This is a genomic window from Streptomyces sp. NPDC098101 (genome assembly GCF_044760185.1).
GTDB lineage: Bacteria > Actinomycetota > Actinomycetes > Streptomycetales > Streptomycetaceae > Streptomyces.
The window spans coordinates 239,369-263,891 of sequence record NZ_JBIWAS010000001.1; the positions used below are offsets into that span (position 1 = coordinate 239,369).

At 73.9% G+C, this 24,523-nt stretch carries 22 protein-coding genes; 12 read left to right on the top strand and 10 right to left on the bottom strand.

From position 1 onward, the window contains the following. A complete protein-coding gene (locus ACIQVI_RS01000; RefSeq protein ID WP_351972239.1) occupies window positions 1–1,743 on the top strand; it encodes a pyruvate dehydrogenase in 1,743 nt (580 codons plus the stop codon). 85 nt (window positions 1,744–1,828) lie between these two features. Continuing rightward, window positions 1,829–2,233, top strand: coding sequence for an ATP-binding protein (locus ACIQVI_RS01005; protein ID WP_121833654.1), 405 nt, complete (start codon window positions 1,829–1,831; stop codon window positions 2,231–2,233). Window positions 2,234–2,267: 34 nt separating this feature from the next. On the opposite strand, the gene ACIQVI_RS01010 is transcribed toward ACIQVI_RS01005, so the two are convergent. Both ACIQVI_RS01010 and ACIQVI_RS01015 read right to left on the bottom strand, forming a co-directional pair. Further along, window positions 2,268–3,380, bottom strand: coding sequence for a DUF2637 domain-containing protein (locus tag ACIQVI_RS01010; RefSeq protein WP_403589692.1), 1,113 nt, complete (start codon window positions 3,378–3,380; stop codon window positions 2,268–2,270). Window positions 3,381–3,595: 215 nt separating this feature from the next. Next, the gene (locus tag ACIQVI_RS01015; RefSeq protein WP_351974003.1) at window positions 3,596–4,453 is read right to left on the bottom strand and encodes a (2Fe-2S)-binding protein; all 858 of its coding nucleotides are present in this window, start codon (window positions 4,451–4,453) and stop codon (window positions 3,596–3,598) included. 193 nt (window positions 4,454–4,646) lie between these two features. On the opposite strand from ACIQVI_RS01015, the gene ACIQVI_RS01020 reads away from it, so the two are divergent. Then, window positions 4,647–5,681: a GntR family transcriptional regulator gene (locus ACIQVI_RS01020; RefSeq protein ID WP_403589695.1), complete on the top strand. Its 1,035-nt coding sequence runs from the start codon at window positions 4,647–4,649 to the stop codon at window positions 5,679–5,681. A 65-nt stretch (window positions 5,682–5,746) separates the two neighbouring features. Further along, window positions 5,747–7,414, top strand: a complete 1,668-nt coding sequence (locus tag ACIQVI_RS01025) for a hypothetical protein (protein WP_403589697.1) — start codon at window positions 5,747–5,749, stop codon at window positions 7,412–7,414. 33 nt (window positions 7,415–7,447) lie between these two features. Here the strand turns inward: ACIQVI_RS01025 and ACIQVI_RS01030 are convergent, their stop codons facing one another. Further along, entirely contained in the window at window positions 7,448–8,236 is a 789-nt protein-coding gene (locus ACIQVI_RS01030) for a hypothetical protein (RefSeq protein WP_403589699.1), read from the bottom strand. Window positions 8,237–8,559: 323 nt separating this feature from the next. After that, the gene (locus ACIQVI_RS01035) at window positions 8,560–10,257 is read right to left on the bottom strand and encodes a PucR family transcriptional regulator (RefSeq protein ID WP_403592175.1); all 1,698 of its coding nucleotides are present in this window, start codon (window positions 10,255–10,257) and stop codon (window positions 8,560–8,562) included. A 310-nt stretch (window positions 10,258–10,567) separates the two neighbouring features. Here ACIQVI_RS01035 and ACIQVI_RS01040 point away from each other — a divergent pair, with 310 nt between their 5' ends. From ACIQVI_RS01040 to ACIQVI_RS01060, 5 genes are all read left to right on the top strand, one after another. Continuing rightward, window positions 10,568–11,458: a xanthine dehydrogenase family protein subunit M gene (locus ACIQVI_RS01040; RefSeq protein WP_351973284.1), complete on the top strand. Its 891-nt coding sequence runs from the start codon at window positions 10,568–10,570 to the stop codon at window positions 11,456–11,458. A 1-nt stretch (window position 11,459) separates the two neighbouring features. Next, entirely contained in the window at window positions 11,460–12,047 is a 588-nt protein-coding gene (locus ACIQVI_RS01045) for a (2Fe-2S)-binding protein (protein WP_403589701.1), read from the top strand. Between the two features lie 2 nt (window positions 12,048–12,049). Next, entirely contained in the window at window positions 12,050–14,455 is a 2,406-nt protein-coding gene (gene pucD, locus ACIQVI_RS01050) for a xanthine dehydrogenase subunit D (RefSeq protein WP_351973286.1), read from the top strand. Window positions 14,456–14,660: 205 nt separating this feature from the next. Next, the gene (locus tag ACIQVI_RS01055; protein WP_403589703.1) at window positions 14,661–16,127 is read left to right on the top strand and encodes an NCS2 family permease; all 1,467 of its coding nucleotides are present in this window, start codon (window positions 14,661–14,663) and stop codon (window positions 16,125–16,127) included. Between the two features lie 40 nt (window positions 16,128–16,167). Next, entirely contained in the window at window positions 16,168–17,304 is a 1,137-nt protein-coding gene (locus ACIQVI_RS01060; protein WP_403589705.1) for an XdhC family protein, read from the top strand. 10 nt (window positions 17,305–17,314) lie between these two features. Here ACIQVI_RS01060 and ACIQVI_RS01065 read toward each other — a convergent pair whose 3' ends face one another. After that, window positions 17,315–18,049, bottom strand: coding sequence for a restriction endonuclease (locus ACIQVI_RS01065; protein ID WP_403589707.1), 735 nt, complete (start codon window positions 18,047–18,049; stop codon window positions 17,315–17,317). A gap of 141 nt (window positions 18,050–18,190) precedes the next feature. Continuing rightward, a complete protein-coding gene (locus ACIQVI_RS01070; protein WP_403589709.1) occupies window positions 18,191–18,364 on the bottom strand; it encodes a CsbD family protein in 174 nt (57 codons plus the stop codon). Between the two features lie 153 nt (window positions 18,365–18,517). Here ACIQVI_RS01070 and ACIQVI_RS01075 point away from each other — a divergent pair, with 153 nt between their 5' ends. Together ACIQVI_RS01075 and ACIQVI_RS01080 are read left to right on the top strand one after the other, a co-directional pair. Beyond that, on the top strand, window positions 18,518–18,907 hold the full coding sequence (locus ACIQVI_RS01075; RefSeq protein WP_351972987.1) for a hypothetical protein: 390 nt from the start codon (window positions 18,518–18,520) through the stop codon (window positions 18,905–18,907). A gap of 235 nt (window positions 18,908–19,142) precedes the next feature. Further along, on the top strand, window positions 19,143–19,877 hold the full coding sequence (locus ACIQVI_RS01080) for a translation initiation factor IF-2 (RefSeq protein WP_403589711.1): 735 nt from the start codon (window positions 19,143–19,145) through the stop codon (window positions 19,875–19,877). Between the two features lie 75 nt (window positions 19,878–19,952). Here the strand turns inward: ACIQVI_RS01080 and ACIQVI_RS01085 are convergent, their stop codons facing one another. Then, the gene (locus tag ACIQVI_RS01085) at window positions 19,953–20,333 is read right to left on the bottom strand and encodes a MerR family transcriptional regulator (RefSeq protein ID WP_351972989.1); all 381 of its coding nucleotides are present in this window, start codon (window positions 20,331–20,333) and stop codon (window positions 19,953–19,955) included. An 83-nt stretch (window positions 20,334–20,416) separates the two neighbouring features. Between ACIQVI_RS01085 and ACIQVI_RS01090 the strand changes: the two genes are divergently transcribed. Next, window positions 20,417–21,664 (top strand): MFS transporter, encoded by a 1,248-nt coding sequence (locus ACIQVI_RS01090; protein ID WP_403589713.1) that lies wholly within the window; start codon window positions 20,417–20,419, stop codon window positions 21,662–21,664. Between the two features lie 36 nt (window positions 21,665–21,700). Here the strand turns inward: ACIQVI_RS01090 and ACIQVI_RS01095 are convergent, their stop codons facing one another. From ACIQVI_RS01095 to ACIQVI_RS01105, 3 genes are all read right to left on the bottom strand, one after another. After that, complete coding sequence (locus ACIQVI_RS01095; protein ID WP_351972991.1) at window positions 21,701–22,084, bottom strand: GntR family transcriptional regulator; 384 nt, start codon at window positions 22,082–22,084, stop codon at window positions 21,701–21,703. Next, window positions 22,081–22,869, bottom strand: a complete 789-nt coding sequence (locus tag ACIQVI_RS01100; protein ID WP_403589715.1) for a hypothetical protein — start codon at window positions 22,867–22,869, stop codon at window positions 22,081–22,083. Before ACIQVI_RS01100 ends, ACIQVI_RS01095 begins: the two co-directional genes overlap by 4 nt. Window positions 22,870–22,972: 103 nt before the next feature. Continuing rightward, window positions 22,973–24,289: an ROK family protein gene (locus ACIQVI_RS01105; RefSeq protein ID WP_403589717.1), complete on the bottom strand. Its 1,317-nt coding sequence runs from the start codon at window positions 24,287–24,289 to the stop codon at window positions 22,973–22,975. Between the last annotated feature and the right edge of the window lie 234 nt (window positions 24,290–24,523).

Sequence of the window (24,523 nt, forward strand, 5' to 3'; positions counted from 1 at the left end):
ATGGCCAAACAGAACGTCGCCGAACAGTTCGTCGACATCCTCGTGCGCGCGGGCGTGCAACGCCTCTACGGAGTGGTCGGCGACAGCCTGAACCCGGTCGTGGACGCGATCCGCCGCACCAGGGGGATCGACTGGATCCACGTCCGGCACGAGGAGACCGCCGCCTTCGCCGCGGGCGCCGAGGCCCAGATCACCGGTGGCCTCGCCGCCTGCGCGGGCTCCTGCGGACCGGGCAACCTGCACCTCATCAACGGTCTGTACGACGCCCACCGCTCCATGGCCCCGGTCCTCGCCCTCGCCTCCCAGATCCCGTCCAGCGAGATCGGCCTCTCCTACTTCCAGGAGACCCACCCCGACCAGCTGTTCCGCGAGTGCAGCCACTACAGCGAGCTGATCTCCAGCCCGAAGCAGATGCCCCGGCTGCTCCACACGGCGATCCAGCACGCCGTCGGCCGGGGCGGCGTCAGCGTCGTCTCGCTGCCCGGCGACATCGCCGCCGAGCCGGCCCCGGAGAAGGCGGTGGAGTCCGCGCTCGTCACCACCCGGCCCACCGTCCGCCCCGGCGACGCCGAGATCGACGCCCTGGTCCGGATGATCGACGACGCCGAACGGGTGACGCTCTTCTGCGGCAGCGGCACCGCCGGGGCCCACGCCGAGGTGATGCGGTTCGCCGAGCGGATCAAGGCACCGGTCGGACACGCCCTGCGGGGCAAGGAGTGGATCCAGTACGACAACCCGTACGACGTCGGCATGAGCGGTCTGCTCGGGTACGGCGCCGCCTACGAGGCCACCCACGAGTGCGACCTGCTCATCCTGCTCGGCACCGACTTCCCGTACAACGCCTTCCTGCCCGACGACGTGAAGATCGTCCAGGTGGACGTGAGGGCCGAGCACCTGGGGCGCCGCTCCCGGCTCGACCTCGCCGTCTGGGGGGACGTCCGGGAGACCCTGCGCTGCGTGATCCCCCGGGTCCGGGCCAAGAAGGACCGCCGCTTCCTCGACAAGATGCTCAAGAAGCACGCCGACGCCCTCGAAGGGGTCGTCAAGGCCTACACCCGCAAGGTCGAGAAGCACACCCCGATCCACCCCGAGTACGTCGCCTCCGTCCTCGACGAACTCGCCGACGACGACGCCGTCTTCACCGTCGACACGGGCATGTGCAACGTCTGGGCGGCCCGCTACCTCACGCCCAACGGGCGGCGCAGGATCATCGGCTCGTTCAGCCACGGCTCGATGGCGAACGCGCTCCCGCAGGCGATCGGCGCCCAGTTCACCGACCGGAACCGGCAGGTCGTCTCGCTCTCCGGCGACGGCGGGTTCTCCATGCTCATGGGCGACTTCCTCACCCTGGTCCAGTACGACCTGCCCGTGAAGGTCGTGCTCTTCGACAACTCCTCGCTCGGCATGGTCGAGCTGGAGATGATGGTCGCGGGCCTGCCCTCGTACGGGACGACGAACAAGAACCCGGACTTCGCGGCCGTCGCCCGCGCCGCCGGGGCCTACGGCGTCCGGGTCGAGAAGCCCAAGCAACTGGCGGGCGCCCTCAAGGACGCCTTCAAGCACAAGGGCCCGGCCCTGGTGGACGTCGTCACCGACCCCAACGCGCTCTCCATCCCGCCGAAGATCAAGGCGGACATGGTGACCGGCTTCGCGCTCTCCGCCAGCAAGATGGTCCTGGACGGGGGCGTGGGCAGGATGCTCCAGATGGCCCGATCGAACCTGCGGAACGTGCCCAGGCCCTGACCCTCCGACACGACCCATGTGTGCCGACGGTCCTGTGGGGCATTCATCCCCGTGAGCCTGTTCGACGCGACCACGGGTGGGGGACATGACCGGGGAGTCACGACAGCCGACTCAACTGCTCAGAAAGGTGGGCTGCGCGGATCTCACGGCCGTACCGGAAGTACGGCACGCCTTACGCGAACTGCTGCGGAAGTGGGGCGGTCCTGGCGCCTCCGCCGTGGCCGAACTCCTCACCAGCGAGCTGGTGACCAACGCCCTGGTCCACACCGACCACGGGGCCGTCGTGACCGCGACGGTCGTCCCCGAGCAGCTGAGGGTCGAGGTCCGCGACTTCGTCCCCGGCCTGGACGCGCCGCACGCGCTGCCCGCCGACGACCGCACGAACGGCCGGGGGCTCGTCCTCGTCCAGGCCCTGGCCGACTCCTGGGGAGTCGAGGACCAGGGGGTGGGCAAGGTGGTGTGGTTCGAACTGAACGGCGGGGCCGCCTGAGGGGGCGACCCCGCCGTTCTCCGTACTTCCTCGCTCAGCCGAACTGCTGCTCCAGGTCCTTGAGCTTGCGCTCCAGGGAGTCGAGACGGGGCAGCGTCTGGGTGTCGTCCTCGGCGGTGAGGTCCACCGCCCGGGAGTCTCCCGTCCGGGGCTCATCGCCCCTCACGGCTTGCAGGGATGGCCGGGGCCGAAGCGGCAGTTGTCCGGGATCCGCTATGGCGGGCTCCACGACGGGCGCCTGGACGGCCCCCGTCGTGGAGCCCGACCCGGCGACCTGGGCGGGCGCCGTGCCCGGGACGGCCGTGGCGTTCAGCGCCGCCATCTCGACCTGGCGGCCACCGCCGCGACCGAGCCCGAAGGAGCGGTGCTGACGGTTGATCGCCTTGAGCCGGGCCCGGTCCAGCTTCACCTGGTCCCGCCTGCGGATCCTGTTCTGCTCCTTCTCCTTGCGGTCCTCCCGCACCTCGTCGACCGCCTCGTCCAGGGTCCGCACGCCCTCCAGGAGCATCAGGGACCAGGCCGCGAAGGTCTCCCGGGGCGCCCTCAGCCAGCGGACGATCCGGATCTGCGGCAGCGGGCGGGGCACGAGGCCCTGCTCGCGGAGCGCGGCCCGGCGGGTCTGCTTCAGCGCCCGGTCGAAGAGCACCGCCGCCGAGAGGGACATGCCCGCGAAGAACTGCGGCGCCCCGTCGTGGCCGAGGCCCCTGGGCGCGTGCACCCAGTTGAACCAGGCCGCCGCGCCCGCGAACAGCCAGACGAGCAGGCGCGACCCGAGGGCCGCGTCGCCGTGGCTGGCCTCGCGGACGGCGAGGACCGAGCAGAACATGGCCGCGCCGTCGAGGCCGAAGGGCACGAGGTACTCCCAGCCGCCGGAGAGGCTGAGGTTCTGGCGGCCGAAGCCCACCAGCCCGTGGAAGGAGAGCGCGGCGGCCACGGCCGCGCAGCAGAACAGCAGGCCGTACGAGGCGAATCCGTAGATCGCCTCCTTGCGCCGGCGGCGCTCCTCGCTGCGTTCCCAGGAGTCCTCGGCCGGGGCCTGGTCACCGGCGCGCTTCCCGCGCGCGAGCACCGCCACCGCCGTCAGGACCCCGGCGACCATCACGCCGCCGGGAAGCAGCCAGTCCAGCGATATGTCGGTCAGTCTCATGCGGTGTCCCTTGCATCGCGGTAGGGCGTTCGGTCGCCCATACTGACCGACCTCGTGCGGCCCTCACGGCGTTTCGGGGCAAGACCACGCCATCGGGGTGTCGGGCCCTACGAATAGGGGCGATCTGGTCGAACGTCCTTGCAAGGGAGGGGAGTTGCGTTCGATTGCCGCCACTCTTCCGGGTGGCGTAATCGGCGGGCGTCCCGTCGGGGGTTTCAGGCGGCCGCGGTCAGCCGGCGGACCCGGTCGGCGTCGCAGGTGCGCGGGCAGGTGACGCAGGTGTCCTCGGGCCGCAGCGTGTAGAAGAAGCAGCAGGTGGCCCGGTCCCGGGTGGTGAGCGGGGCGCCGCCCGGACCCTCGGCGCCGGGCAGCTCCCGGAAGCCCGCCGAGCCCGCGTACGGCTTGGCCGTGCCCGGCATGAGGAGCTCCAGCTCCGCCATCGCCCGCCGCTCCTCGCCGAGCAGGGTGCCGACGTACCAGAGGCCCTCGACGATCTCGTCGGTCGCCATGCCCCACAGGGCCCGGCGGCCGCGCCGCATCCGGGCGCCGAAGCCGTCGAGGACCGCCTCGAAGTGCTCGGCGAGCGAGGAGCGCACCTCGGCCCGCAGCGCCTCCTCGTCGGCGACGACCCGGGCGCCGGGCAGGGCCGCGGCGGGGTCGCCCGGCAGACAGGCGAACTCCTCGATCCGGACCGCCATGCGGCCGAGCGTGCGCTGGAAGGCCACGTTCCGGACGGGCAGGCGGGGGACCCGGCGCTCCAGGAACCAGGGGACGGTGACCAGGAGGCAGGCGGGCCAGGCGTAGCGGTGCAGTCCGAAGCTGGCGACGACGTCGGGGCGGGCCCGGGTGCCGTAGTCGCGCAGCACCTGCTCGTCGTCCCAGGCCAGGAAGGCGTCGAGCTCGGTGCCGCCGGCCGCGAGCGCCGCCGCGTCGACCCAGCCCTCGCCTCGCGGCAGGAGCTCGCCGGGGGCGTGTTCCTCTATGCGCAGGTACGAGAAGACCTCGGCGAGGCGGGCGTAGGAGGCCGCGACGGACGAGGCGGGCGGGGCGGGCAACAGGGCGGGGACGGTCATGCGGACCACCGAATCGCGATCGTTGGCAGGTAAGGCTTACCTTACCCGATTCGATCGGGTGTCTCACCACCAGCACACGGCTCCGACCTGCTAGGCGTCTCTCACACCTCCGAGACGGGTCCGTTCGCCTATGGTGCACAGAGGACCCGCGCGACGCGAGCCGGGCCCGGCACGAGGCCGCAGGAGGACCCGGGTGGAGCAGGGCGCAGCGCGCGAGCGGACGACGGAACCCCCGTCCCCGCCCCCCGCCGACGCCGCGCACGGCGACCCGTCCGACCCCCCGGACGCCCGTCCCGCACGCGTACCGGGCCAGGCCCGGGGCACGGACTCGGCCCGGGGCGCCGGGCCCGGCGGGCATCCCGGGCGGGAGCAGGGCGCGGACCCGGGCCGGAGCCCGGCCCGTGGACAGGCCCAGGACGCGGTTCCGGACCGGCATCCGACCCAGGGGCGGAGTCAGGTCCAGGGCGCGGTTCCGGACCGGCACCCGGCGCAGGGGCGGAGTCAGGTCCAGGGACAGGCCCAGGGCGCTGCCTCGTCCCCCGGGGTCCCGTACGCGCGGGGCGAGCACACCCACGGCGAGCCGGCCGGGCTCACGGTGCCCCGGGCCGTGCGCCGGCACTCCGTGCGCGGGCAGGTCCTCGAAGCGCTCCGCACCGCCCTCGTCGGCGGCGAGCTGGTCCCCGGCGAGGTGTACTCCGCGCCCGCCCTCGCCGAGCGCTTCGGCGTCTCCGCCACCCCCGTCCGCGAGGCCATGCAGCGCCTGGCGGTCGAGGGCGCCGTCGAGGTCGTGCCGAACCGAGGCTTCCGCGTCACCGAGCGCACCCCCCGCGAGCTGGCCGAGCTGGCCGAGATCCGCGCGCTCATCGAGGTCCCCGTCATGCTGCGGCTCGCCCGCACCGTCCCGGCCGCCCGCTGGGCCGAGCTGCGCCCGCTGGCCGAGGCCACCGCGACGGCGGCGGCCCGGGGTGACCGCGCCCACTACGCCGAGGCCGACCGCGCCTTCCACCGGGCCGTCCTCTCCCTCGCCGGGAACCAGCAGCTCCTCGCCGTCGCCGACGACCTCCACCGCCGCTCCCAGTGGCCCCTGATCAGCGCCCCCGCCCTCCGCCACGGCGTCCTCGTCGCCGACGCCGCCGAGCACACCGCCCTGCTCGACGCCCTGATCGCCCAGGACCTGACGGTCGTCCGGTCCCTCGTGCGGGAGCACTTCACCGGATCGGAGTGCTGAGCGCCCGGGGCGACTAAGGTCGGGGGCGTCAGACGCCCGTACCGTGCCGTCCGTGAGGTGCTCCCATGCCGTCCGCGACCCCGTCCCCGGCCTGGGACGGACGCCGGCCCGCCACCGGTACGGAACCCGGGGCGGCGGCCCTGCTCGGCTGGCTCACCGATCCCGACGCGCCCCGGCTCTGCCTCGTCACCGGCGCCCCCGGCAGCGGCAAGACGGCGCTGCTCGGCTGGCTCGCCGCGCACGGCCCGCGCTCCGGCCGCACCCGCCGCCGTCCCGCCCGGGTGCTCGTCCCGCTGGCCGGGCAGAGCGCCCTGGGCGCGGCCTGGACCGTCGCCGACCGCCTCGGCGTGGTGGCCGGAACGCCCGGTGACCTCGTCGACGCCCTCGCCACCAGCGAGGCGCGGCCCACCGGCCGGGCCGTCCTCCTCCTCACCGACCTGCACGCCGCCGCCGAACCCGACGCGCTGGCCCGGCTGATCACGGAACTCGCCGGCGTGGGCCGGGTCCGGCTGGTGGTCGAGGCCCGCGACGACACCCCCGGCCTCGCCGCCCTGCGCGCCGACCGCCGGGTGGCCCTCGTGGACCTCGACGGCGACCCCGCCCCCCTCGACGCGCCCGCGGAGCCCGCCCGGCCGCTGCCGGACCTCTCCGACCCGGCGGCCGTCTGCGCCGCCGACCCGCTGCTCGTCACCACGGCGTACGTCACCGGCTCCGCCCCGGCCGGAGTGCCCGGCACCCTCGACGGGCCCGAGCCCTCCGGGCGCCCCGGCGAGACCACCGCCGACGACCACGGCGGCCTGCGCACCGCCTGGATGCGGGCCGGGCAGTCCCTCTGCCGCACACAGCCCCCGGCGGAACGGGCCCTGGTGCTGCTCGCCGCGCTCGGCGACGGGGCCGATCCCCGGCTGCGCCCCGCCCTAGCCGACCTCGCGGCGGCCGCGCCCTGGCGGCTCCGCTGGGCCCGCCACCGGGGCGACCTGACCCCGCCCTGGCCCGGCCCGGTCACCGTCCTCGGCGCGGCGGGCGGCCCGCTGGAGGGCACCCTGCTCGTGGGCGACCGCACCGGCACCGTACGCCTGCTGCACGAGACCGACGCGAGCTCCGCCGGGCGCCTGGCGCACACCGTTCCCGGCCGGATCGCCGCGCTCGCGCCCGCGCCGGACGGCACGGTGCTGATCCTGGACGACCGGGGCCGGCTGCACACCGTACGGGGCACGGCGCCCCGGCCCCCGTACCTGGAGCGCCTCACCGAGGCGGTCTCCGCGACCCTCGCCCGCCACCCCGGCACGGCCCTCGCGGCCATCGCCGGTTCGGTGGTGGTGGGGGACCGGCTCGGTTCCGTGCACGCCTTCGGCCTCACCGGGCTGCACCAGGCGGCCTCCCACAGCGGCCGGGTCACGGCGGTCGCGGCGGTGGAGTCCGCGACCCCCTTCGTCTGCTCCGGCGGCGCCGACGGGACCGTACGGCTCTGGACCCCGGGCCGCGACCCGATCCCCGAGCCGCTCGCCGAGCGCCGCTCGCCGGTGGTCTCCCTGCACGCCGCGGAGACCCCGCACGGTCCCCTGGTCGCCGCGGCCTGGGCCGACGGGCTCGTCGAGCTCCACCGGCCGGAGGGCGGCCCGAAGCTCTCCTTCCGGCCGGGCCCCCCGGTCCGCGCCGTCGCCGTCACCGGCTCCGGGTCCCTCCTCGTCGGCACCGACGAGAGCCTGCTGTGCCTCGCGGCGAAAAAGTGACGCCTGGTCAGCAAGCCTTTCAGCGCGTGGACTTCATGTCGCCGGGTGCGGGGTCAGCTGGGCCGACAGCCAGGTCGGCACCCCGCCGAGCAGCCGGAAGAGGCGCCGCGCCTCCGCCCGCAGCCGCCCGGCCTCCGGCTCCGTCTCCGTGGTGGCCAGGGCGGTGAGCGCCGGAGCCGTACCCACCAGATAGCCCAACTCCTCCCGGATCCGCAGCGATTCGGCGAAGCCGTGCCTCGCCTCCGCCAACTCGCCCTCCCGCAGGGCCAGTCCGGCCAGATGGCGCCACGTGGAGGAGAGCAGCAGCGAGTCCCCCTGGGCCGCCGCCCCCGCGTGCGCCCTGCGGTACGCGGCGCGGGCCGCCTGCGGGGAGTCGCCGAGGTTCTGGGCGATCAGGCCGCGCCGGAAGTCCAGCAGCGGCCGGCCCTCGGCGGAGGGGGCGATCAGGGCCGCCGCCCGGCCCAGGGCCATCCGGGCCTCGTCGGCCCGGTCGCGGACCCCGAGCAGGGTCGACGCGTAGGCGAGGTAGCCGCGCTCGCAGGCGGCGGCCCCGCGCTCCTCGTCGGTGCGGGCGACCGCCTCGGCCGTCCGCAGGGCCTCCTCGGCGTCGGCCCAGCCCTTCTCGGTGTAGAGGCAGCGCTCGATGAGCAGCGCGGCCCGTTCGAGCGCCGCGGCCGGTTCGGCGGCGCGCGGCGCGAGCAGCGCGGCCGCGTCCGTCCAGCAGCCCCGGGAGCGGAGACGCCATATGGCGGTCTCCACGGGAGTCTCCTTGCCGTGGGCGAGGGACGGATCTTCGCCATCCCTTGATTCGGAACCAGACATGGCGGTATCCGCCACATTGCCCTCCCCGAGCGCGCCATCGAGCTGTTGAGTAAGACCCGCATCTCAGCACGAAGGGCCGCACCCGGCCAAGGGGTCGGGTGAAAGATTTCACAAAGGGACGATCGGTGTGGTGACCACCCTTCGGAGGGCGCCCGACGGCCCGTCAGATCGCCGCCGGGCCCGGGATCGGGCCCCGGCGCGACCCGTCGGCGGTCCCGGCCGACGGGCCCCCACCAGCCCGTACGTCACTCCTTCGGACTCCTCCGAAGGAGTGAATTTCCGGATGCTTTTCCGGATGCCTTCCGGGCCTCCGTCGAAGGCGCTCAGCTCATCCGCAGCGCCAGGAAGAAGTCCAGCTTGTCCTCCAGGCGGGACAGGTCGCGGCCGGTGAGCTGTTCGATCCGGCCCACCCGGTACCGCAGCGTGTTCACGTGCAGGTGGAGCCGGGACGCGCAGCGCGTCCAGGAGCCGTCGCAGTCCAGGAACGCCTCCAGGGTCGGGATCAGCTCCGCCCGGTGGCGCCGGTCGTAGTCCCGCAGCGGGTCCAGCAGCCGGGCCGTGAACGCCCGGCGGACGTCGTCGGGCACGAACGGCAGCAGCAGCACGTGCGAGGCCAGCTCGTGGTGCCCGGCCGCGCAGACCCGGCCCGGCCGGGCCGCGGCGACCCGGCGGGCGTGCCGGGCCTCCTCCAGGGCCCCGCGCAGGCCCTCCGCCGAGTGCACGGCCGCGCTGACGCCCAGGGTCAGGCGCCCGTCGTCGGCGAGGCCGGCGGAGAGCGGAGCCCGTACGGCGGCGAGGAGCGCGTCCGCGTGCAGTCCGGCGACGGCCGTCCGGCCCTCGTCCTCGCTGTCCGGCAGCGGCCCGGCGGCCAGCGGCACCAGGGCGATGGCCTCGTCCCCGCTGTGCGCGACGGCGATCCGGTCGGCCGACTCGGCACCGGCGGTCGCCGGGTCCACCAGGATCTCCTCCAGGAGCGCCTGCGCGACCGGGCCGCCGTCCACGGCGGAGCCCTGGCCGGCCTCCTGCTCCCACTCCACCCGGGCGACGACGACCTGCCAGTGCGGGGCCGTGCCGAGCCCGGGCAGCAGCACCGGGGCGGCCACCCGCAGCCGGGCCGCGATCTCGGCGGGCGCGGCGCCCGTCTGCACCAGCTCCAGGACCTCCTGGGCGAGCCGGCGCCGCACCGTACGGGCCGCGTCGCGCCGGTCCCGCTCGACCGCGATCAGCTGGGTCACGCCCTGGAGCAGGTCGAGCCGGGCGGCCGGCCAGTCCCCGGCGTCCGCCTCGACGGCGAGCAGCCAGTCCGAGAGGACCGTCTCGCGCACGTCCCGGACGGCGGGCGCGGCGCCCCGGCCGGTGTTGCGGATCGGGAAGAGCGAGTACGTCGTGCCGCCGCCGGTCACCCGGTGCGGGCCGCGCCGGCCGGTCCGGACGGCGGCCAGGTGCTCACCGGCCAGGGTGGCGGCGAGCGCGCCGTCCAGGGGCTCCCCGGCGCCCGCGATCCGGCGGCCGGTGGGGGAGAGGACCCAGGCCCGCAGGTCCAGGTCGGAGCCGAGCAGATCGAGGACGACCTCGGGGCCGCCGCCCGCGGGACCGGAGGTCATCAGGCGCCGGTGCCGGTCGACGACGGCCGCCAGGTCCCCGGCCCGCTCGCCGGACACCTGTCGAACAACGTGCTCGGTGATCGTCGCGAACGCAACGGACTCGTTGACCGCGAAGAGCGGCAGCCGATGGCGCGAACACGCCGCTACGAGATCGTCCGGGATGTCCCCGAGCTCCGCCTCGCCCGCCGCGAGCGCCGCCACCCCGGCCGAGGCCAGGATCCGGGCGAAGGGCTCGGCGTCGGCCGGCTCCCGCATCCAGGCGAGGCCGGTGAGGACCAGCTCCCCGCCGGACAGGTACCGGCTGGGATCCTTGAGGTCCGTCGTCATCACGCCCCGGACGGTGCGGTCCAGCTCGTCCTCGCCGCCGAGCAGGCGCAGCCCCAGCGCGTCGTTCTCCAGCAGTGCGCGCAGCCGCATGATGTCGCCGCCGTCCTTCTCGTCAGTGCTCGTGGATGTCGCGTTGTCGACGGTGCGGTGGTGCCACCGTTTCCAGGGGGAAACGGTGAGGTTTCCGTTCACCGCCTTTCGTTCGAATCTACAAGACGACGGTGGGCACCAGCCAACTCCTTCATGTTTTCGGTGACTGCACCCAGGAGAACGTGGCCTTGTGTACTAGGCCACACACCGCGTGAACAGCACATGAACAAGTCGAGGGCCGGCCGTCTTCCCGGGCCCATCCGCACCGCCCTGATCATCCGATCACCAGAATCACTAGAAGAGAGCCACCATGGACTTCCTTCGCCCCGCCAGCTGGGAGGAGGCGCTCGCCGCCAAGGCCGAGCACCCCACGGCCGTGCCCATCGCGGGCGGTACCGACGTCATGGTCGAGATCAACTTCGACCACCGGCGTCCCGAGTACCTCCTGGACCTGAACCGTATCGAGCTGCTGAGCGAGTGGGAGGTCGGCGAGGAGAACGTCCGGCTCGGCGCCTCCGTCCCGTACACCCGGATCATGGAGAACCTGCGGGCCGAGCTGCCCGGTCTGGCGCTCGCCTCGCACACGGTGGCCTCCCCGCAGATCCGCAACCGCGGCGGCGTCGGCGGCAACCTGGGCACCGCCTCCCCGGCCGGTGACGCCCACCCCGCCCTGCTCGCCGCAGGCGCCGAGGTCGAGGTCGAGTCCGTGCGCGGCAACCGGTTCATCCCGATCGACGCGTTCTACACGGGCGTGAAGCGCAACGCGCTGGAGCCCGACGAACTGATCAAGACCGTCCACATCAAGAAGGCGGACGGCCCCCAGCAGTACTCCAAGGTCGGCACCCGCAACGCGATGGTCATCGCCGTCTGCGCCTTCGGCCTGGCGCTCCACCCGGAGACCCGGACCGTGCGCACCGGCATCGGCTCCGCCGCGCCGACCCCGATCCGCGCCAAGGAGGCCGAGGCCTTCCTGAACGCGGCCCTGGAGGAGGGCGGCTTCTGGGACAGCGGAAAGATCATCACCCCGTCGATCGCGAAGCAGTTCGCCGACCTCTGCTCGGGCGCCGCGAACCCGATCGACGACGTCCGGGGCACCGCCAAGTACCGCCGCCACGCCGTCGGCATCATGGCCCGCCGCCAGCTCGGCTGGACCTGGGAGCAGTACCGCGGCACCGGCCGCACGCTTGAGGGAGCTGCATAACATGCGCGTCAATTTCACGGTCAACGGACGTCCGCAGGAGGCCGACGACGTCTGGGAGGGCGAGTCCCTCCTCTACGTCCTGCGCGAGCGGATGGGCCTTCCCGGCTCCAAGAACGCCTGCGAGCAGGGCGAGTGCGGTTCCTGCACGGTCCGCCTCGACGGCGTCCCCGTCTGTTCCTGCCTCGTCGCCGCCGGCCAGGTCGAGGGCCGCGAGGTCGTCACCGTCGAGGGCCTCGCCGAGTTCGCCAAGGAGCGCGCGGAGCACGGCTCCTGCGGCACCGGCGCCTGCGGCACCTCCCTCGACGCCGCCAAGAAGTGGGAGGCGAAGCCCGGTCAGGACTCCCAGACCGGCGAGGGCGTCGAACTGAGCCCCATTCAGCAGGCGTTCATCGACGCCGGCGCCGTCCAGTGCGGCTTCTGCACCCCCGGCCTGCTGATCGCCGCCGACGAACTCCTGGAGCGGCAGAGCGACCCGTCCGACCAGGACATCCGCGAGGCCCTCTCCGGCAACCTGTGCCGCTGCACGGGCTACGAGAAGATCCTCGACGCGGTCCGCCTCGCGGCCGCCCGTCAGGGAGAGGCGGTCTGACCATGGCGCAGAACACCCGTACCGCACCCGCCGGTACGCCCACCAACGTCACCCAGAACCACACCAAGGGCGGCATCGGCGAGTCCACGCTCCGCCCCGACGGCACCCTCAAGGTCACCGGAGAGTTCGCCTACTCCTCGGACATGTGGCACGAGGACATGCTGTGGGGCCAGACCCTCCGCTCCACCGTCGCCCACGCCGAGATCGTCTCCATCGACGTCTCCGAGGCCCTGGCGATGTCCGGCGTGTACGCCGTCCTCACCTACGACGACCTGCCGACCGAGGTGAAGAACTACGGCCTGGAGATCCAGGACACCCCCGTCCTCGCCCACGGCCGGGTACGGCACCACGGCGAGCCGGTCGCCCTGATCGCCGCCGACCACCCGGAGACCGCCCGCCGCGCCGCCGCCAAGGTCAGGATCGAGTACAAGGAACTGCCCGTCGTCACCGACGAGGCCTCCGCGCTCGCCCCCGACGCCCCCCTCCTCCACGAGGGCCGCGACGACCACCACGCCGGCCACGTCCCGCACCCCAACATCGTGCACCGCCAGCCGATCGTCCGCGGCGACGTGGCGGAGGCCCGCAAGCGGGCCGACGTGATCGTCGAGGGCGAGTACGTCTTCGGAATGCAGGACCAGGCCTTCCTCGGCCCCGAGTCCGGCCTCGCCGTGCCCGCCGAGGACGGCGGCGTCGACCTGTACGTCGCCACCCAGTGGCTCCACTCCGACCTGCGCCAGATCGCGCCCGTCCTCGGCCTGCCCGAGGAGAAGGTCCGCATGACGCTCTCCGGCGTCGGCGGCGCCTTCGGCGGCCGCGAGGACCTGTCGATGCAGATCCACGCCTGCCTCCTGGCGCTCCGCACCGGCAAGCCGGTCAAGATCGTCTACAACCGCTTCGAGTCCTTCTTCGGGCACGTCCACCGCCACCCGGCGAAGCTCCACTACGAGCACGGCGCCACCAAGGACGGCAAGCTCACCCACCTCAAGGCCCGGATCGTCCTCGACGGCGGCGCCTACGCCTCGGCCTCCCCGGCCGTCGTCGGCAACGCCTCCTCGCTCGGCGCCGGACCGTACGTGGTCGACGACGTCGAGATCGAGGCGGTCGCCCTCTACACCAACAACCCGCCCTGCGGCGCCATGCGCGGCTTCGGCGCGGTCCAGGCGTGCTTCGCGTACGAGGCGCAGATGGACAAGCTCGCGAAGAAGCTGGGCATGGACCCGGTCGAGTTCCGGCAGATCAACGCCATGGAACAGGGCACGCTCATGCCCACGGGCCAGGTCGTGGACTCGCCCGCCCCGGTCGCCGAGCTGCTCCGCCGGGTCAAGGCCCGCCCGATGCCGCCCGAGCAGCAGTGGCTCGCCGCCGGCGAGCAGGCCGATGTCCGCGCGCTGCCCGGCGGCCTCTCCAACACCACGCACGGCGAGGGCGTCGTCCGCGGCGTCGGCTACGCCGTCGGCATCAAGAACGTCGGCTTCTCCGAGGGTTTCGACGACTACTCGACCGCCCGCGTGGTCCTCCAGGTCATCAACGGCGAGCCCGTCGCCATGGTCCACACGGCCATGGCGGAGGTCGGCCAGGGCGGTGTCACCGTGCACGCCCAGATCGCCCGTACGGAACTCGGCGTCACCCAGGTCACCATCCACCCGGCCGACACCCAGGTCGGCTCCGCCGGCTCCACGTCCGCCTCCCGGCAGACGTACATGACCGGCGGCGCGGTGAAGAACACCTGCGAGGCCGTCCGCGAGAAGGTCCTGGAGATCGGCCGCCGCAAGAACGGCTCCTACCACCCCGCCTGGGCGACCGCCGAACTCCTCCTGGAGGGCGGCAAGGTCGTCACCGACGGCGGCGAGGTCCTCGCGACCCTCGCCGACGTCCTGGAGGGCGAGGACCCGATCGACCTGGAGCTGGAGTTCCGGCACCGCCCGACCGTCCCCTTCGACCTGGTCACCGGCCAGGGCGACGGCCACGTCCAGTACACCTTCGCCGCGCACCGCGCGGTCGTCGAGGTGGACACCGAGCTCGGCCTCGTCAAGGTCATCGAGCTCGCCACCGCCCAGGACGTCGGCAAGGCGCTCAACATGCTCTCCGTCGTCGGCCAGATCCAGGGTGGCACCACCCAGGGCCTGGGCGTCGCGGTGATGGAAGAGATCATCGTGGACCCGAAGACCGCGAAGGTGCGCAACCCCTCCTTCACGGACTACCTGATCCCGACGATCCTCGACACGCCGACCATCCCGGTCGACGTGCTCGAACTCGCCGACCCCAACGCGCCGTACGGCCTGCGGGGACTCGGCGAGGCCCCGACCCTGTCGTCCACCCCGGCCGTCCTCGCGGCGATCCGGAACGCGACGGGCCTGGAGCTCAACAAGACGCCGGTCCGCCCCGAGGCGCTCACCGGCACCCTGTAGGACCCTCCGGGCGGTACGGCCCGTACCGGGAACGTCACCCTTCCCCGCCCGTACCGCCCGGAGCCCCCACGCACCACCCCCGTTCGTCTCGGGCCGTCCCCCGGGTCGTGCAGCCACGCAGCATCCCAAATCCCGCGGCTTCAGCCGGACCAGAACCCTTCGAAGTCCGACGCGGGTGCCCCTTTGAACCTTGGGAGTAGGCCCCATGACCCAGTCGTCAGTGGAGCCCAGGACCAGCGCCGAGGACGCGGGCTCCGGCTCGCGCACCCCCGCCGGCAGGTCTTGGCTCGACCGGTACTTTCACATCTCGGAGAGAGGATCCACCGTCGCGACGGAGGTCCGCGGCGGCGTCACCACCTTCATGGCGATGGCGTACATCCTCCTGCTCAACCCCCTGATCCTCAGCGGCAAGGACGTCGACGGCAATCTGCTCGGCCAGCCGGCGCTCATCACGGCCACCGCCCTCGCCGCGGCCGCGACGACCCTCCTCATGGGCTTCTGGGGCAAGGTCCCGCTCGCCCTCGCCGCCGGTCTGAGCGTCTCCGGGGTCATGGCCTCGCAGGTCGTCCCCGTCATGACCTGGCCGCAGGCCATGGGCATGTCCGTGGCGTACGGCGCGGTGATCTGCCTCCTGGTGGTCACCGGCCTCCGCGAGATGATCATGAACGCGATCCCGCTGGCCCTGAAGCACGCCATCACCATCGGCATCGGCCTCTTCATCGCGATCATCGGCTTCGTGAAGGCCGGCTTCGTCCACGAGAACCCCGCCCCGGGCGGCGGCCCCGTCTCCCTCGGCCCGGCCGGCGAGCTCCAGGGCTGGCCCGTCCTGATCTTCGCCGTCACCCTGCTGCTGATCTTCGCCCTCCAGGCCCGCAACATCCCCGGCGCCATCCTCATCGGCATCGTCGTCGGCACGGTCGTCGCGGTCGTCCTCAACGCGATCGCCGACATACCCGCCAAGGCCTGGTTCTCCGGCCCGCCGGAGCTCCACGGCAGCGCGGTCTCCGCCCCCGACTTCTCGCTCTTCGGACAGGTGTCCTTCAGCGGCTGGGGCGACGTCGGCTACATCACGATCACCATGATCGTCTTCACCCTGGTGCTCGCCGGCTTCTTCGACGCCATGGCGACCATCCTGGGCGTCGGCACCGAGGCCAAGCTCGCCGACGACAAGGGCCGGATGCCCGGCCTCTCCAAGGCCCTCTTCATCGACGGCGCCGGCGGCGTCATCGGCGGCGGCGCCGGAGCCTCGGGCCAGACGGTCTTCGTCGAGTCCGCCACCGGCGTCGGCGAGGGCGCCCGCACCGGCCTGGCCTCCGTGGTCACCGGCGGCTTCTTCGCCCTCTGCCTCTTCTTCACCCCGCTCACCGCGATCGTGCCGCAGGAGGTCGCCGCCGCGGCCCTGGTCGTCATCGGCTCGATGATGATGCAGAACGCCAAGCACGTGGACTGGAGCGACCGCTCCGTCGCGATCCCGGTCTTCCTCACCGTGGTCCTGATGCCGTTCACGTACACCATCACCACGGGTGTCGCCGCCGGTGTCATCTCCTACGCGGTGATCAAGACCGCCCAGGGGAAGGCGCGGGAGGTCGGGGCCTTCATGTGGGGCCTGACCGCGATCTTCGTCGTGTACTTCGCCATCCATCCGATCGAGAGCTGGCTCGGCGTCGGCTGACGCCCCCACCGCCCTCCCGCACCTTCCAAGGAGAACCGAGATGCTGGACATCGCCGAAGAGCTGCACCGGTGGGTCGAGCAGGGACGCGCCTTCGCCGTCGCCACCGTGGTGGCGGTCGGCGGCAGCGCGCCCCGGCAGCCGGGCGCCGCGCTCGCCGTCGACAGCGAGGGCACGGCGATCGGATCGGTCTCCGGGGGGTGCGTGGAGGGCGCGGTCTACGACCTGTGCGTCCAGGCCCTCGACGACGGCCGGACCGTCGTCGAGCGCTTCGGCTACAGCGACGAGGACGCCTTCGCCGTCGGCCTGACCTGCGGCGGGATCATCGACATCCTCGTCACCCCGGTCCGCGGCGGGGTCCTCCCCGCCGCGCTCGCCGCCGCCGTCGGGGGCGAGGCGGCGGCCCTCGCCCGGATCGTCTCCGGGCCCGACGACCTGCTCGGCCGGGCCCTCCTGGTCCGCCCCGACGGCTCGTACGAGGGGAAGCTCGGCGGCCACCCCGAACTGGACCGCACCGCCGCCGGCGAGGCCCGCGCGATGCTCGACGCGGGCCGCACCGGCACCGTGGAGATCGGCGAGGACGGCAGCCGCTGCGGACAGCCCCTGAGCCTCCTGGTCGAGTCCTCCGTGCCCGCGCCCCGCATGATCGTCTTCGGGGCCATCGACTTCGCCGCCGCGCTCGTCCGGGTCGGCAAGTTCCTCGGCTACCACGTCACCGTCTGCGACGCCCGGCCCGTCTTCGCGACCCCGGCCCGCTTCCCCGAGGCCGACGAGGTCGTCGTCGAATGGCCCCACCGCTACCTGGAGTCCACCGAGGTGGACGGCCGGACCGTGCTCTGCGTCCTCACCCACGACGCCAAGTTCGACGTGCCCCTGCTCCAGGTCGCCCTCCGGCTCCCCGTCGCCTACGTCGGCGCGATGGGCTCCCGCCGCACCCACGAGGACCGCAACGAGCGGCTGCGCGGGGTCGGCGTCACCGAACTCGAACTCGCCCGGCTGCGCTCCCCGATCGGCCTCGACCTCGGCGCCCGCACGCCGGAGGAGACCGCCCTGTCGATCGGCGCCGAGATCGTCGCCCACCGCAGGGGCGGCACCGGGGTCTCCCTCACCGGCGCCCACACCCCGATCCACCACGACGGACCCCGGGGGCCACTGGGCCGGATAGGGTCCGTCGCCTAGGCGACGCCCGTCAGGCCGGATCCACCGGAAGCGCCTCCCACGGGGGAGGCGCGAGCTGGTCCGTCCAGGCCGCCAGGGCCTCGCCGTCCACGCAGACGATCCCGCACGTGGCGGCGTACTCGGCGGCCGGCGCGGTGAGGGAGCTGGTGGTCACCAGCACCGCCACGTCGGCCCCGTGCACGGTGAAGCAGGTGCCGCCGAACCGCTGGAGGTCCTGGGAGCCCACCCGGTGGTCCTCCGCGTACTGCTTGCACTGGATCACCACCCGGCGCCCGTCCACGGTCGTCGCGATCACGTCGGCGCCCAGGTCGCCCGCGCCGCCGACCACCTCCACCGGGGTGCAGCCGTCCCGCGCGCAGAGCGCGGCGACCGTGTGCTCGAAGCCGTCCGGGTCGACCGCCGTGTGGTCCAGCGCCTCCGTCCCGACGTCGGGCACGTCCGCGACCGGGACGGCGGCGGTACGGAGGGCCCCGCGCCGCCCGAAGGACGCCCGGCCCCGCCGTACGGGCGCCGCGCTCCTCCGGAACAGGGCGAGGGCCACGGCGATCGCCCCGAGCGCGGCGAACGCCACCAGGAGGGCGGCGGGCACCCCCGAACCGCGGTCCCCGGCCGCCTCGGCGGTCTTGAGGAAGAGGGCCAGACCGCCGACGCACGTCCCCGCGAGCCCGATCGCGAGCACCAGATCGCGCCCGACCGCCACGGGGCCGCGCCGGGCGGCACCCCTGTCCTCCCCGACGAATCCCATCCGGACCCCTCCCTCACGTACCAACTCCCTACCCGCGACCGTGCGCGAGCGGCCCCTCCTGTACGGCGCGTCCGGGTCCGGACACGCCGCGGCCCCGACCCGGAAGGGGCCGGGGGCCGCGGCGTGTGCCGGCCCGGAGGGTCAGCGCTTGAAGGCGTCCTTCGTCTTCTCCTTGGCCTCCCGGGCGTCGCCCTTGGCGCGCTCGGCGCGGCCCTCGCCGGCCATCCGCTCGTTGCCGAGCGCCCGGCCCGTGTTCTCCTTGATGGCGCCCTTGACCTGCTCGCCCTTGGCCTTCATCTTCTCGTTGCCCGACATGCCGGCTCCTTTCCGAGAACCTGGAAAACCATTGCCTTGGTGAAAGGCCGCATAACCGCGAAACGGCCCCCGAAACGGGGTCGTGGGTTCCGGGCCGCGATAATCGGGGCGGCCACGCGCGCGGCCGACCATCCCGAGGGCGAAGGACCGACGATGCTGAAAGAGGGCCGGCGAGTACGGCTTGCGGTGGACCTCCGGCTGGCCGGAGAGGTCGTCCCGGCCGGTGGACCCGGGGCGGAGACGGGCGCCGGGGCCGGGTTCCTGGCCCTGGCGGCGGGCGTCGAGGGCACCGTCGAGCGGGTGGACGAGGACCGTCCCCAGGGCCCGGAGGTGCGCGAGTACGAACGGCTCAAGTCCCTCCTGGACGACTTCGGCCACCAGATGCCCCCGGCCAGCAGACGGCAGCTCGAAGAGCGGGTCGCCGAACTGGAGCCCGCCTGGACCGCCTACCTGGAGCGCGGGCTCCGCAGGACCGTCCGCGTCCGCTTCGACAACGGGTTCGTCCTCGACGACGCGCCCGGGGACCTCTTCGCCCCCGCCTGACCCGGACGGCGGGCGGTTCCTCGGACGCCGGTCGAGAGGGCCGCGTCACGCCACTGGTCGAGCTCGCGGCGGCGGCGTGGTCCTCGATGGTCTCCACGTCAACGGCCTTCTGCTGGAAGGGCGTTCACGGACTCCGTGCGCCGCAGGTCCGGCGGCCGTCTGAGTACGATCGCCCACGCCGGCCTGAGTACGCGAGGGGTTGCCCGCCGCGCGCGGTGTGGCGAGGGTTGTCCCCATGCGCCGACCGCTGTTGCTCCTCACCCTGTTCCTGATCGTCGTCGTCTACGGGGTCGTGCACTTCTCCGACGACGAGGGGACGGCCTCCGCCCGCGAGGTGGCCAGGAAGGCGAGCGAACGGCTGGAGAGCCAACGCCCGCGCACGGCGGAGGAGGTCGGGTACTCCGCCTCCCTCTTCGACGGGGTGGAGGTGATGCGGGTGACGGGCACCTCGACGCACGACGGGGACGGCGTCCACGTGATCGTCCGCACGACCGGCTTCAGGCACGAGGGGCTGCTCTACACCGAACGGTACGTCGTCCTACGCTGCTTCAGGGTGCGGGTGTCGCCCAAGGCGGAGTGGGGCGCGGAGCCCCGCAAGGTCGACTGCCCGGACGGCCCGGCGCTGACCTTCCGCCCGCCGCCCGAACCGCCCCGGCTGCCGTACGACGAACTCCTGAAGAAGCTTCCCCGGGTGCCGAAGGGGGGCCGGGCGGACGAGGCCGGGGTGCGCCGGGTGGTCGCCGCCCTGGACATGGACCCGAAGATCCGCACCGAGGTGAGGGCGGACGGCGACCGGGTCGGCGTCCTGCTCCTCGTGCCGGGCAACGGCTTCGACCCGCAGGACTGCCTGCTCGCCCACGTGGCACCCGGCACCACCTCGACGTGGGTCCCGTCCCGGATGCAGCGGATGCCGGGGGAGGCCGGCTGCACCGTCGGCAACGCCCTGGACCCGGTGCCCTCGCCGCACTGACCGGGGAGCGCGCCGCCCCCGGCCGCCGGGGCGGGGCCGCGCGGCACCGGGTACGGGGAAGGGGCGGACGGGACGTCAGGCGGCGGGCTCGGCCGGAACCGCCTTCCGGACCTCCGCGAGGTACGCGGTCATGGCGTCCCGGTTGCGGGTCAGCTGGTCGATCCGCTGCGCCATGCGCGCGCACTCCAGCTCCAGGAGCGCGATCGTCTCCGGCGTCGGGTTCGGGATGTCGATCCGTCCCGGCGGCCCGAGGCAGGGCAGGATCCTGCGGATCGTCTGCGTCGGGAGGCCCGCGTCGAGCAGCCCGCGCACCTGCTGGACCCGGTCCACGCAGGGCTCCGGGTAGTCCCGGTAGCCGTTGGCGCACCGCCGGGAGGCGATCAGCTCCTGCTCCTCGTAGTACCGCAGCATCCGGCGGGAGACCCCGGTGCGTTCCGACAGCTCCCCGATCCGCACGACTCCCGCCTCCCGCGTTCCCGCGACGCTTTTCCGGATCTCGCTTGACCTTCACATCAATGGAAGGGTTCGAGCATGGTGCCATGTCGAGCACAGACCTGACCAGAGGACCCTCCCACGGCCCCGCCCCCTCCCCGCGGCGGGCCGAACGGCCTTCCCCTCCCGGGAAGTTGCCCCTTCCGGCGCTGCTCGCCCTGGCGACCGCCGTGTTCATCACGAGCCTCACGGAGACGCTGCCCGCCGGGCTGCTGCCCGCGATGGGCGGCGACCTGGGCGTCAGCGAATCCGCCACCGGGCAGACGGTGACGGTCTACGCCCTCGGCACCGTGCTCACCGCCATCCCGCTCTCCGCCGCGACCGCCGGGTGGCGCCGCCGCCGGCTCCTGCTGGCCGCGATGGGCGGGTTCGCCGTCGCCAACACCGTGACGGCGCTGTCCACGTCCTATCCGCTGACGATGGGCGCCCGGTTCGCCGCCGGGGTCGCGGCGGGCCTCGCGTGGGCGCTGCTCGCCGGCTATGCCCGGCGGATGGCCCCCGCACACCTCCAGGGCAAGGCCATCGCGGTGGCCATGGCGGGCATCCCCGTCGCGCTCTCCCTCGGCGTGCCCGCCGGGACGTTCGTCGGCAGGGCCGTCGACTGGCGGACGGCCTTCCTCGTCATGACCGGCCTGACGCTCGTCCTCCTCGTCTGGATCCTGGCCGCCGTCCCCGACTACCCGGGCCACCGCCCGGAGAAGGGGTCCGCGCCGTCGATGCTCGGAGCGCTCAAGGTGCCCGGCGTCACCCCCGTCCTCACCGTCACCCTCGTCTTCGTCCTCGCCCACACCCTCCTCTACACCTACATCGCGGCCTTCCTCGACCGGCTCGGGATGGGCGGCCGGGCCGACGTGGTCCTCCTGGTCTTCGGCGGCGCCTCGCTGCTGAGCATCTGGGCCGTCGGCGCCCTGATCAACCGCCGGCTGCGCACCCTGATGATCACCGGCACGCTGCTCGTCGCGGTGGCCGGCGGCCTCCTGGCGCTGTTCGCCGGGTCGCCCGCGCTCGTGTACGGCGCGGTCGTGCTCTGGGGCCTGGGCTGGGGCGGCGCGCCGACCCTGCTCCAGACGGCGGCGGGCGACGCGGGCGGCGAACAGGCCGACGCGGCACAGGCGATGCTGGTCACCCTCTGGAACGTGGCCATGGCGGGCGGCGGGGTGGTCGGCGGCCTCCTCCTCGACGCGTTCGGCACCGGGGCCCTGCCCTGGAGCGTGCTGGTCCTCCTGGTCCCGGTGACGGCCGTGGTCGTCGCGGCCCGCGCACACGGCTTCCCCGCCCGCAGGGAGGCTTCCTGAGGGCCTTTCAGATGCGGAACGTCTCCTGACGGAGGATCAGGAACGGGGCGCGTCCAGGGCCGCCCGTACGGCGGCCAGGACGGCCTCCTCGTCGGCGCCCGTCGCGCGGGCCCCGGTGACGTACGCGCGGGCGAGCCGGGTCAGGGCGGCGGTGTCGACGGGGGCGGTGCCGGGGCGGGCGGCGACCCTGGTGCCCGCGCCCCGGCGGGTGCGGACGAGCCCCGCCGCCTCCAGCTCCTTGTAGGCCCGGTTGACGGTGCCGGGGGCGAGCCCCAGGTCGGCGGCGAGCTGGCGGACAGTGGGGAGCCGCTCGCCCTCCGGCAGGACGCCGCCGCCGATGAGCGCCGCGAGCTGGGAGCGGATCTGCTCGTACGGCGGGACCGGGCCGGTCGTGTCCACGCGGACGGCCGGGCCGGTCACGACCGGCTCCGGAAGGCGGCCGGCGGGGCGAGGACGGTGAAGAGCGACCACAGCGCCGTGCCGGCCGCGACCACGGCGACCGGCAGCAGGAGCAGACCGGCGGTGTGGACCACGGGCCCCACGCAGGACAGCGAGCGCAGCGCGCCGGAGGCGAAGAGGGCGGTGCCGGCCAGCGGCGCCGCGACCAGGAGCCCCCACGCGGCCGTCACGGCACGGGCCCGCTCCCGGCGTCGCCCCGCGTCGGCGGCCACCGCCGCCGCGTCGCCCCCGGGGACCGGGCGCCCGGTGATCCGGCGCAGTGCGTAGCCGCAGGCGGCGGTGCCGAACGCGAGGGCGACGAGCACCGGGGCGCCGTAGAACAGGCCGGGCCAGGGCCCCCGGGACTGGGTGAGGCTCCCGCAGGCGACGCCGAGCGTGCGGCCCGCCCTGCCCATGTCGTCCGGGGAAGCGGTGAGCGCGGCGACGGCGAGCAGTGCGACGAGCACGGCGGCCTCGGCGCCGAGCAGCACGGCGAAGCGGGTGGGCAGGACGTCGCGGACGCGGCGCGGGGCGAGGCCCGCGCGGCGCACGGCGCCCCCGGGCCCCGGCGTCAGCGCGTCGGCGGCCAGGACGCCCGCCGTGGCGCAGACGGCGAAGACCGGCAGGGCGTGGAGGACGCCGAGCCCGAGCCCGGCGCCCTGGGAGACCGTCCAGGCCGCCACCGCGCCGATCGCGGCACCGCCCCAGCGGACGAGCAGTTCGGTGCGGGCCGGCCGGTGTGGGGCGGGCAGGGCGGAATCGAGCATGGTGACCCCCGTCAGAGCTTTTGTATCAAGCGGTAAGCACAAGATGGAGGAACCCGCGGCTTGTGTCAAATGACTGACACAATGTGGGTGGTGAGCGCACGGGCTACTGGGCCGTCCGCTCCCGTACGGTCGTCGCCCATGCCGGCTGCTCCTCGACGGCCTCCGTCTCGGGTTCGGCCCGCCGGCCGCCCCGCGCGAAGAAGTCCGCGAGCGGCAGGATGGCCGCGCCGACCGTGACCGCGTCCGGGCCCAGCGTCCCCAGGCCGATGGCAACCCGGGCCGCCGGGTACGCGAGGGCGTACTCCCGGGCGTACCCCTCGACCGTCTCCAGGAAGCGGGTGCCGAGCTGGAGTCCGGCCCAGCCGCCGACGAGGATGCGTTCGGGCTGGAAGAGGTTGATGAGGTCGGCGAATCCGGCGCCGAGGAACTCGGCGGTCTCCTCCAGGACGGCGAGGGCGGTCGCGTCGGGCGGGGTCGCGCTGTCGGCCGGATACGCGGCGGCGAGCATCGCCGTCAGGGCCGTCTCCTCGTCCGCGCCCTCCGGAGGCCGCCCGCCCGCCTCGCGCCAGCGTTCGAGCAGGGCTTCCGCGCCCGCGTACGCCTCCAGGCAGCCCAGGGCGCCGCAGCGGCAGCGCCGCCCCCGCACCCGTACCTTCAAATGCCCCCACTCGATCGCCCGCCCCGGCCCCGTCGGGTCGGTGACGACGCAGGCGCCGACGCCGGAGCCGAAGAGCACCACGACGGCGCTGCGGGCGCCGCGCCCGGCGCCGAACCACATCTCGGCCTGGCCGAGGGTCTTGGCGCCGTTGTCGATCCAGTACGGCACCGAGGCCGGCAGTTCCACGCTCTCGCGCAGCAGGCGCTCCAAGGGGACGGCGTCCCAGTCGATGGTCTGGCCGTGCACGACCGCGCCGTCCTCGGCGGTGCGGGCCACGATGCCGGGCACGCCGATGCCGACGCCGAGGAGCTGCTCGGCGGGCACGTCCGCGCTCCGCAGCACCTCCGCGATGCCGTCCCGGAGGTGCCCGACGACGACCCCGACCTCGTACCGGTCGTGCGGATGTGGACTGTCCACGGCCAACGGGCGCTCGGCGCGCGCGAGTTCGGTGAGGGCGAGGTCGAAGAGCTCGATCCTGATCCGGGTCTCGCCGACGTCGACGCCGATCATGAAGCCGCTGCCGGAGGAGATCCGGAGCAGGGTACGGGGGCGCCCGCCGGCCGAGTCGACGCTGCCCGCCTCCTCGACCAGGCCCTCCGTGACCAGCTCCGCGACCACGTTGCTGATCGAGCCGGAGCTCAGTCCGGTCGCGGGGCCCAGCGAGAAGCGGCTCATCGGCCCGTCGAAGTACAGGCGCTGGAGGACGGCGGTGCGGTTCTCGCGCCGCAGATCACGGACGGTGCGTCCGTTCCGCATGGTCACTGGGCCCCCTGGTGTGAAGTAGTCCTGACCGCAACATACCGCGCTGCGGGGTCCCTGGGACGTCTTTATCTTTAGCTTTAAGTCATGATCTGAAATAAGGGAGTCGGGCCCCGATGTCTTCACTTCCCGAACGCGCGACGTGCCGGGCGCGTGCCGGGGACGCACCGGGCGCGTGCCGAGGGGAGGGGCCCGGTCGGCGCGGGCGTACCGCCCTCGATGTCCGGGAAGTCGGAA

What these genes read in the sequence shown, in the direction of transcription:
- ACIQVI_RS01040 (WP_351973284.1), top strand. Translation starts at nt 10,568, where the DNA reads ATGGACTTCCTTCGCCCCGCCAGCTGGGAGGAGGCGCTCGCCGCCAAG.
- ACIQVI_RS01060 (WP_403589705.1), top strand. Translation starts at nt 16,168, where the DNA reads ATGCTGGACATCGCCGAAGAGCTGCACCGGTGGGTCGAGCAGGGACGC.
- ACIQVI_RS01015 (WP_351974003.1), bottom strand. Translation starts at nt 4,453, where the DNA reads ATGACCGTCCCCGCCCTGTTGCCCGCCCCGCCCGCCTCGTCCGTCGCG.
- ACIQVI_RS01010 (WP_403589692.1), bottom strand. Translation starts at nt 3,380, where the DNA reads ATGAGACTGACCGACATATCGCTGGACTGGCTGCTTCCCGGCGGCGTG.
- ACIQVI_RS01080 (WP_403589711.1), top strand. Translation starts at nt 19,143, where the DNA reads ATGCGCCGACCGCTGTTGCTCCTCACCCTGTTCCTGATCGTCGTCGTC.
- ACIQVI_RS01030 (WP_403589699.1), bottom strand. Translation starts at nt 8,236, where the DNA reads ATGTCTGGTTCCGAATCAAGGGATGGCGAAGATCCGTCCCTCGCCCAC.
- ACIQVI_RS01070 (WP_403589709.1), bottom strand. Translation starts at nt 18,364, where the DNA reads ATGTCGGGCAACGAGAAGATGAAGGCCAAGGGCGAGCAGGTCAAGGGC.
- ACIQVI_RS01005 (WP_121833654.1), top strand. Translation starts at nt 1,829, where the DNA reads ATGACCGGGGAGTCACGACAGCCGACTCAACTGCTCAGAAAGGTGGGC.
- ACIQVI_RS01100 (WP_403589715.1), bottom strand. Translation starts at nt 22,869, where the DNA reads ATGCTCGATTCCGCCCTGCCCGCCCCACACCGGCCGGCCCGCACCGAA.
- ACIQVI_RS01090 (WP_403589713.1), top strand. Translation starts at nt 20,417, where the DNA reads ATGTCGAGCACAGACCTGACCAGAGGACCCTCCCACGGCCCCGCCCCC.
- ACIQVI_RS01075 (WP_351972987.1), top strand. Translation starts at nt 18,518, where the DNA reads ATGCTGAAAGAGGGCCGGCGAGTACGGCTTGCGGTGGACCTCCGGCTG.
- ACIQVI_RS01045 (WP_403589701.1), top strand. Translation starts at nt 11,460, where the DNA reads ATGCGCGTCAATTTCACGGTCAACGGACGTCCGCAGGAGGCCGACGAC.
- ACIQVI_RS01035 (WP_403592175.1), bottom strand. Translation starts at nt 10,257, where the DNA reads ATGCGGCTGCGCGCACTGCTGGAGAACGACGCGCTGGGGCTGCGCCTG.
- ACIQVI_RS01025 (WP_403589697.1), top strand. Translation starts at nt 5,747, where the DNA reads ATGCCGTCCGCGACCCCGTCCCCGGCCTGGGACGGACGCCGGCCCGCC.
- pucD (WP_351973286.1), top strand. Translation starts at nt 12,050, where the DNA reads ATGGCGCAGAACACCCGTACCGCACCCGCCGGTACGCCCACCAACGTC.
- ACIQVI_RS01055 (WP_403589703.1), top strand. Translation starts at nt 14,661, where the DNA reads ATGACCCAGTCGTCAGTGGAGCCCAGGACCAGCGCCGAGGACGCGGGC.
- ACIQVI_RS01065 (WP_403589707.1), bottom strand. Translation starts at nt 18,049, where the DNA reads ATGGGATTCGTCGGGGAGGACAGGGGTGCCGCCCGGCGCGGCCCCGTG.
- ACIQVI_RS01000 (WP_351972239.1), top strand. Translation starts at nt 1, where the DNA reads ATGGCCAAACAGAACGTCGCCGAACAGTTCGTCGACATCCTCGTGCGC.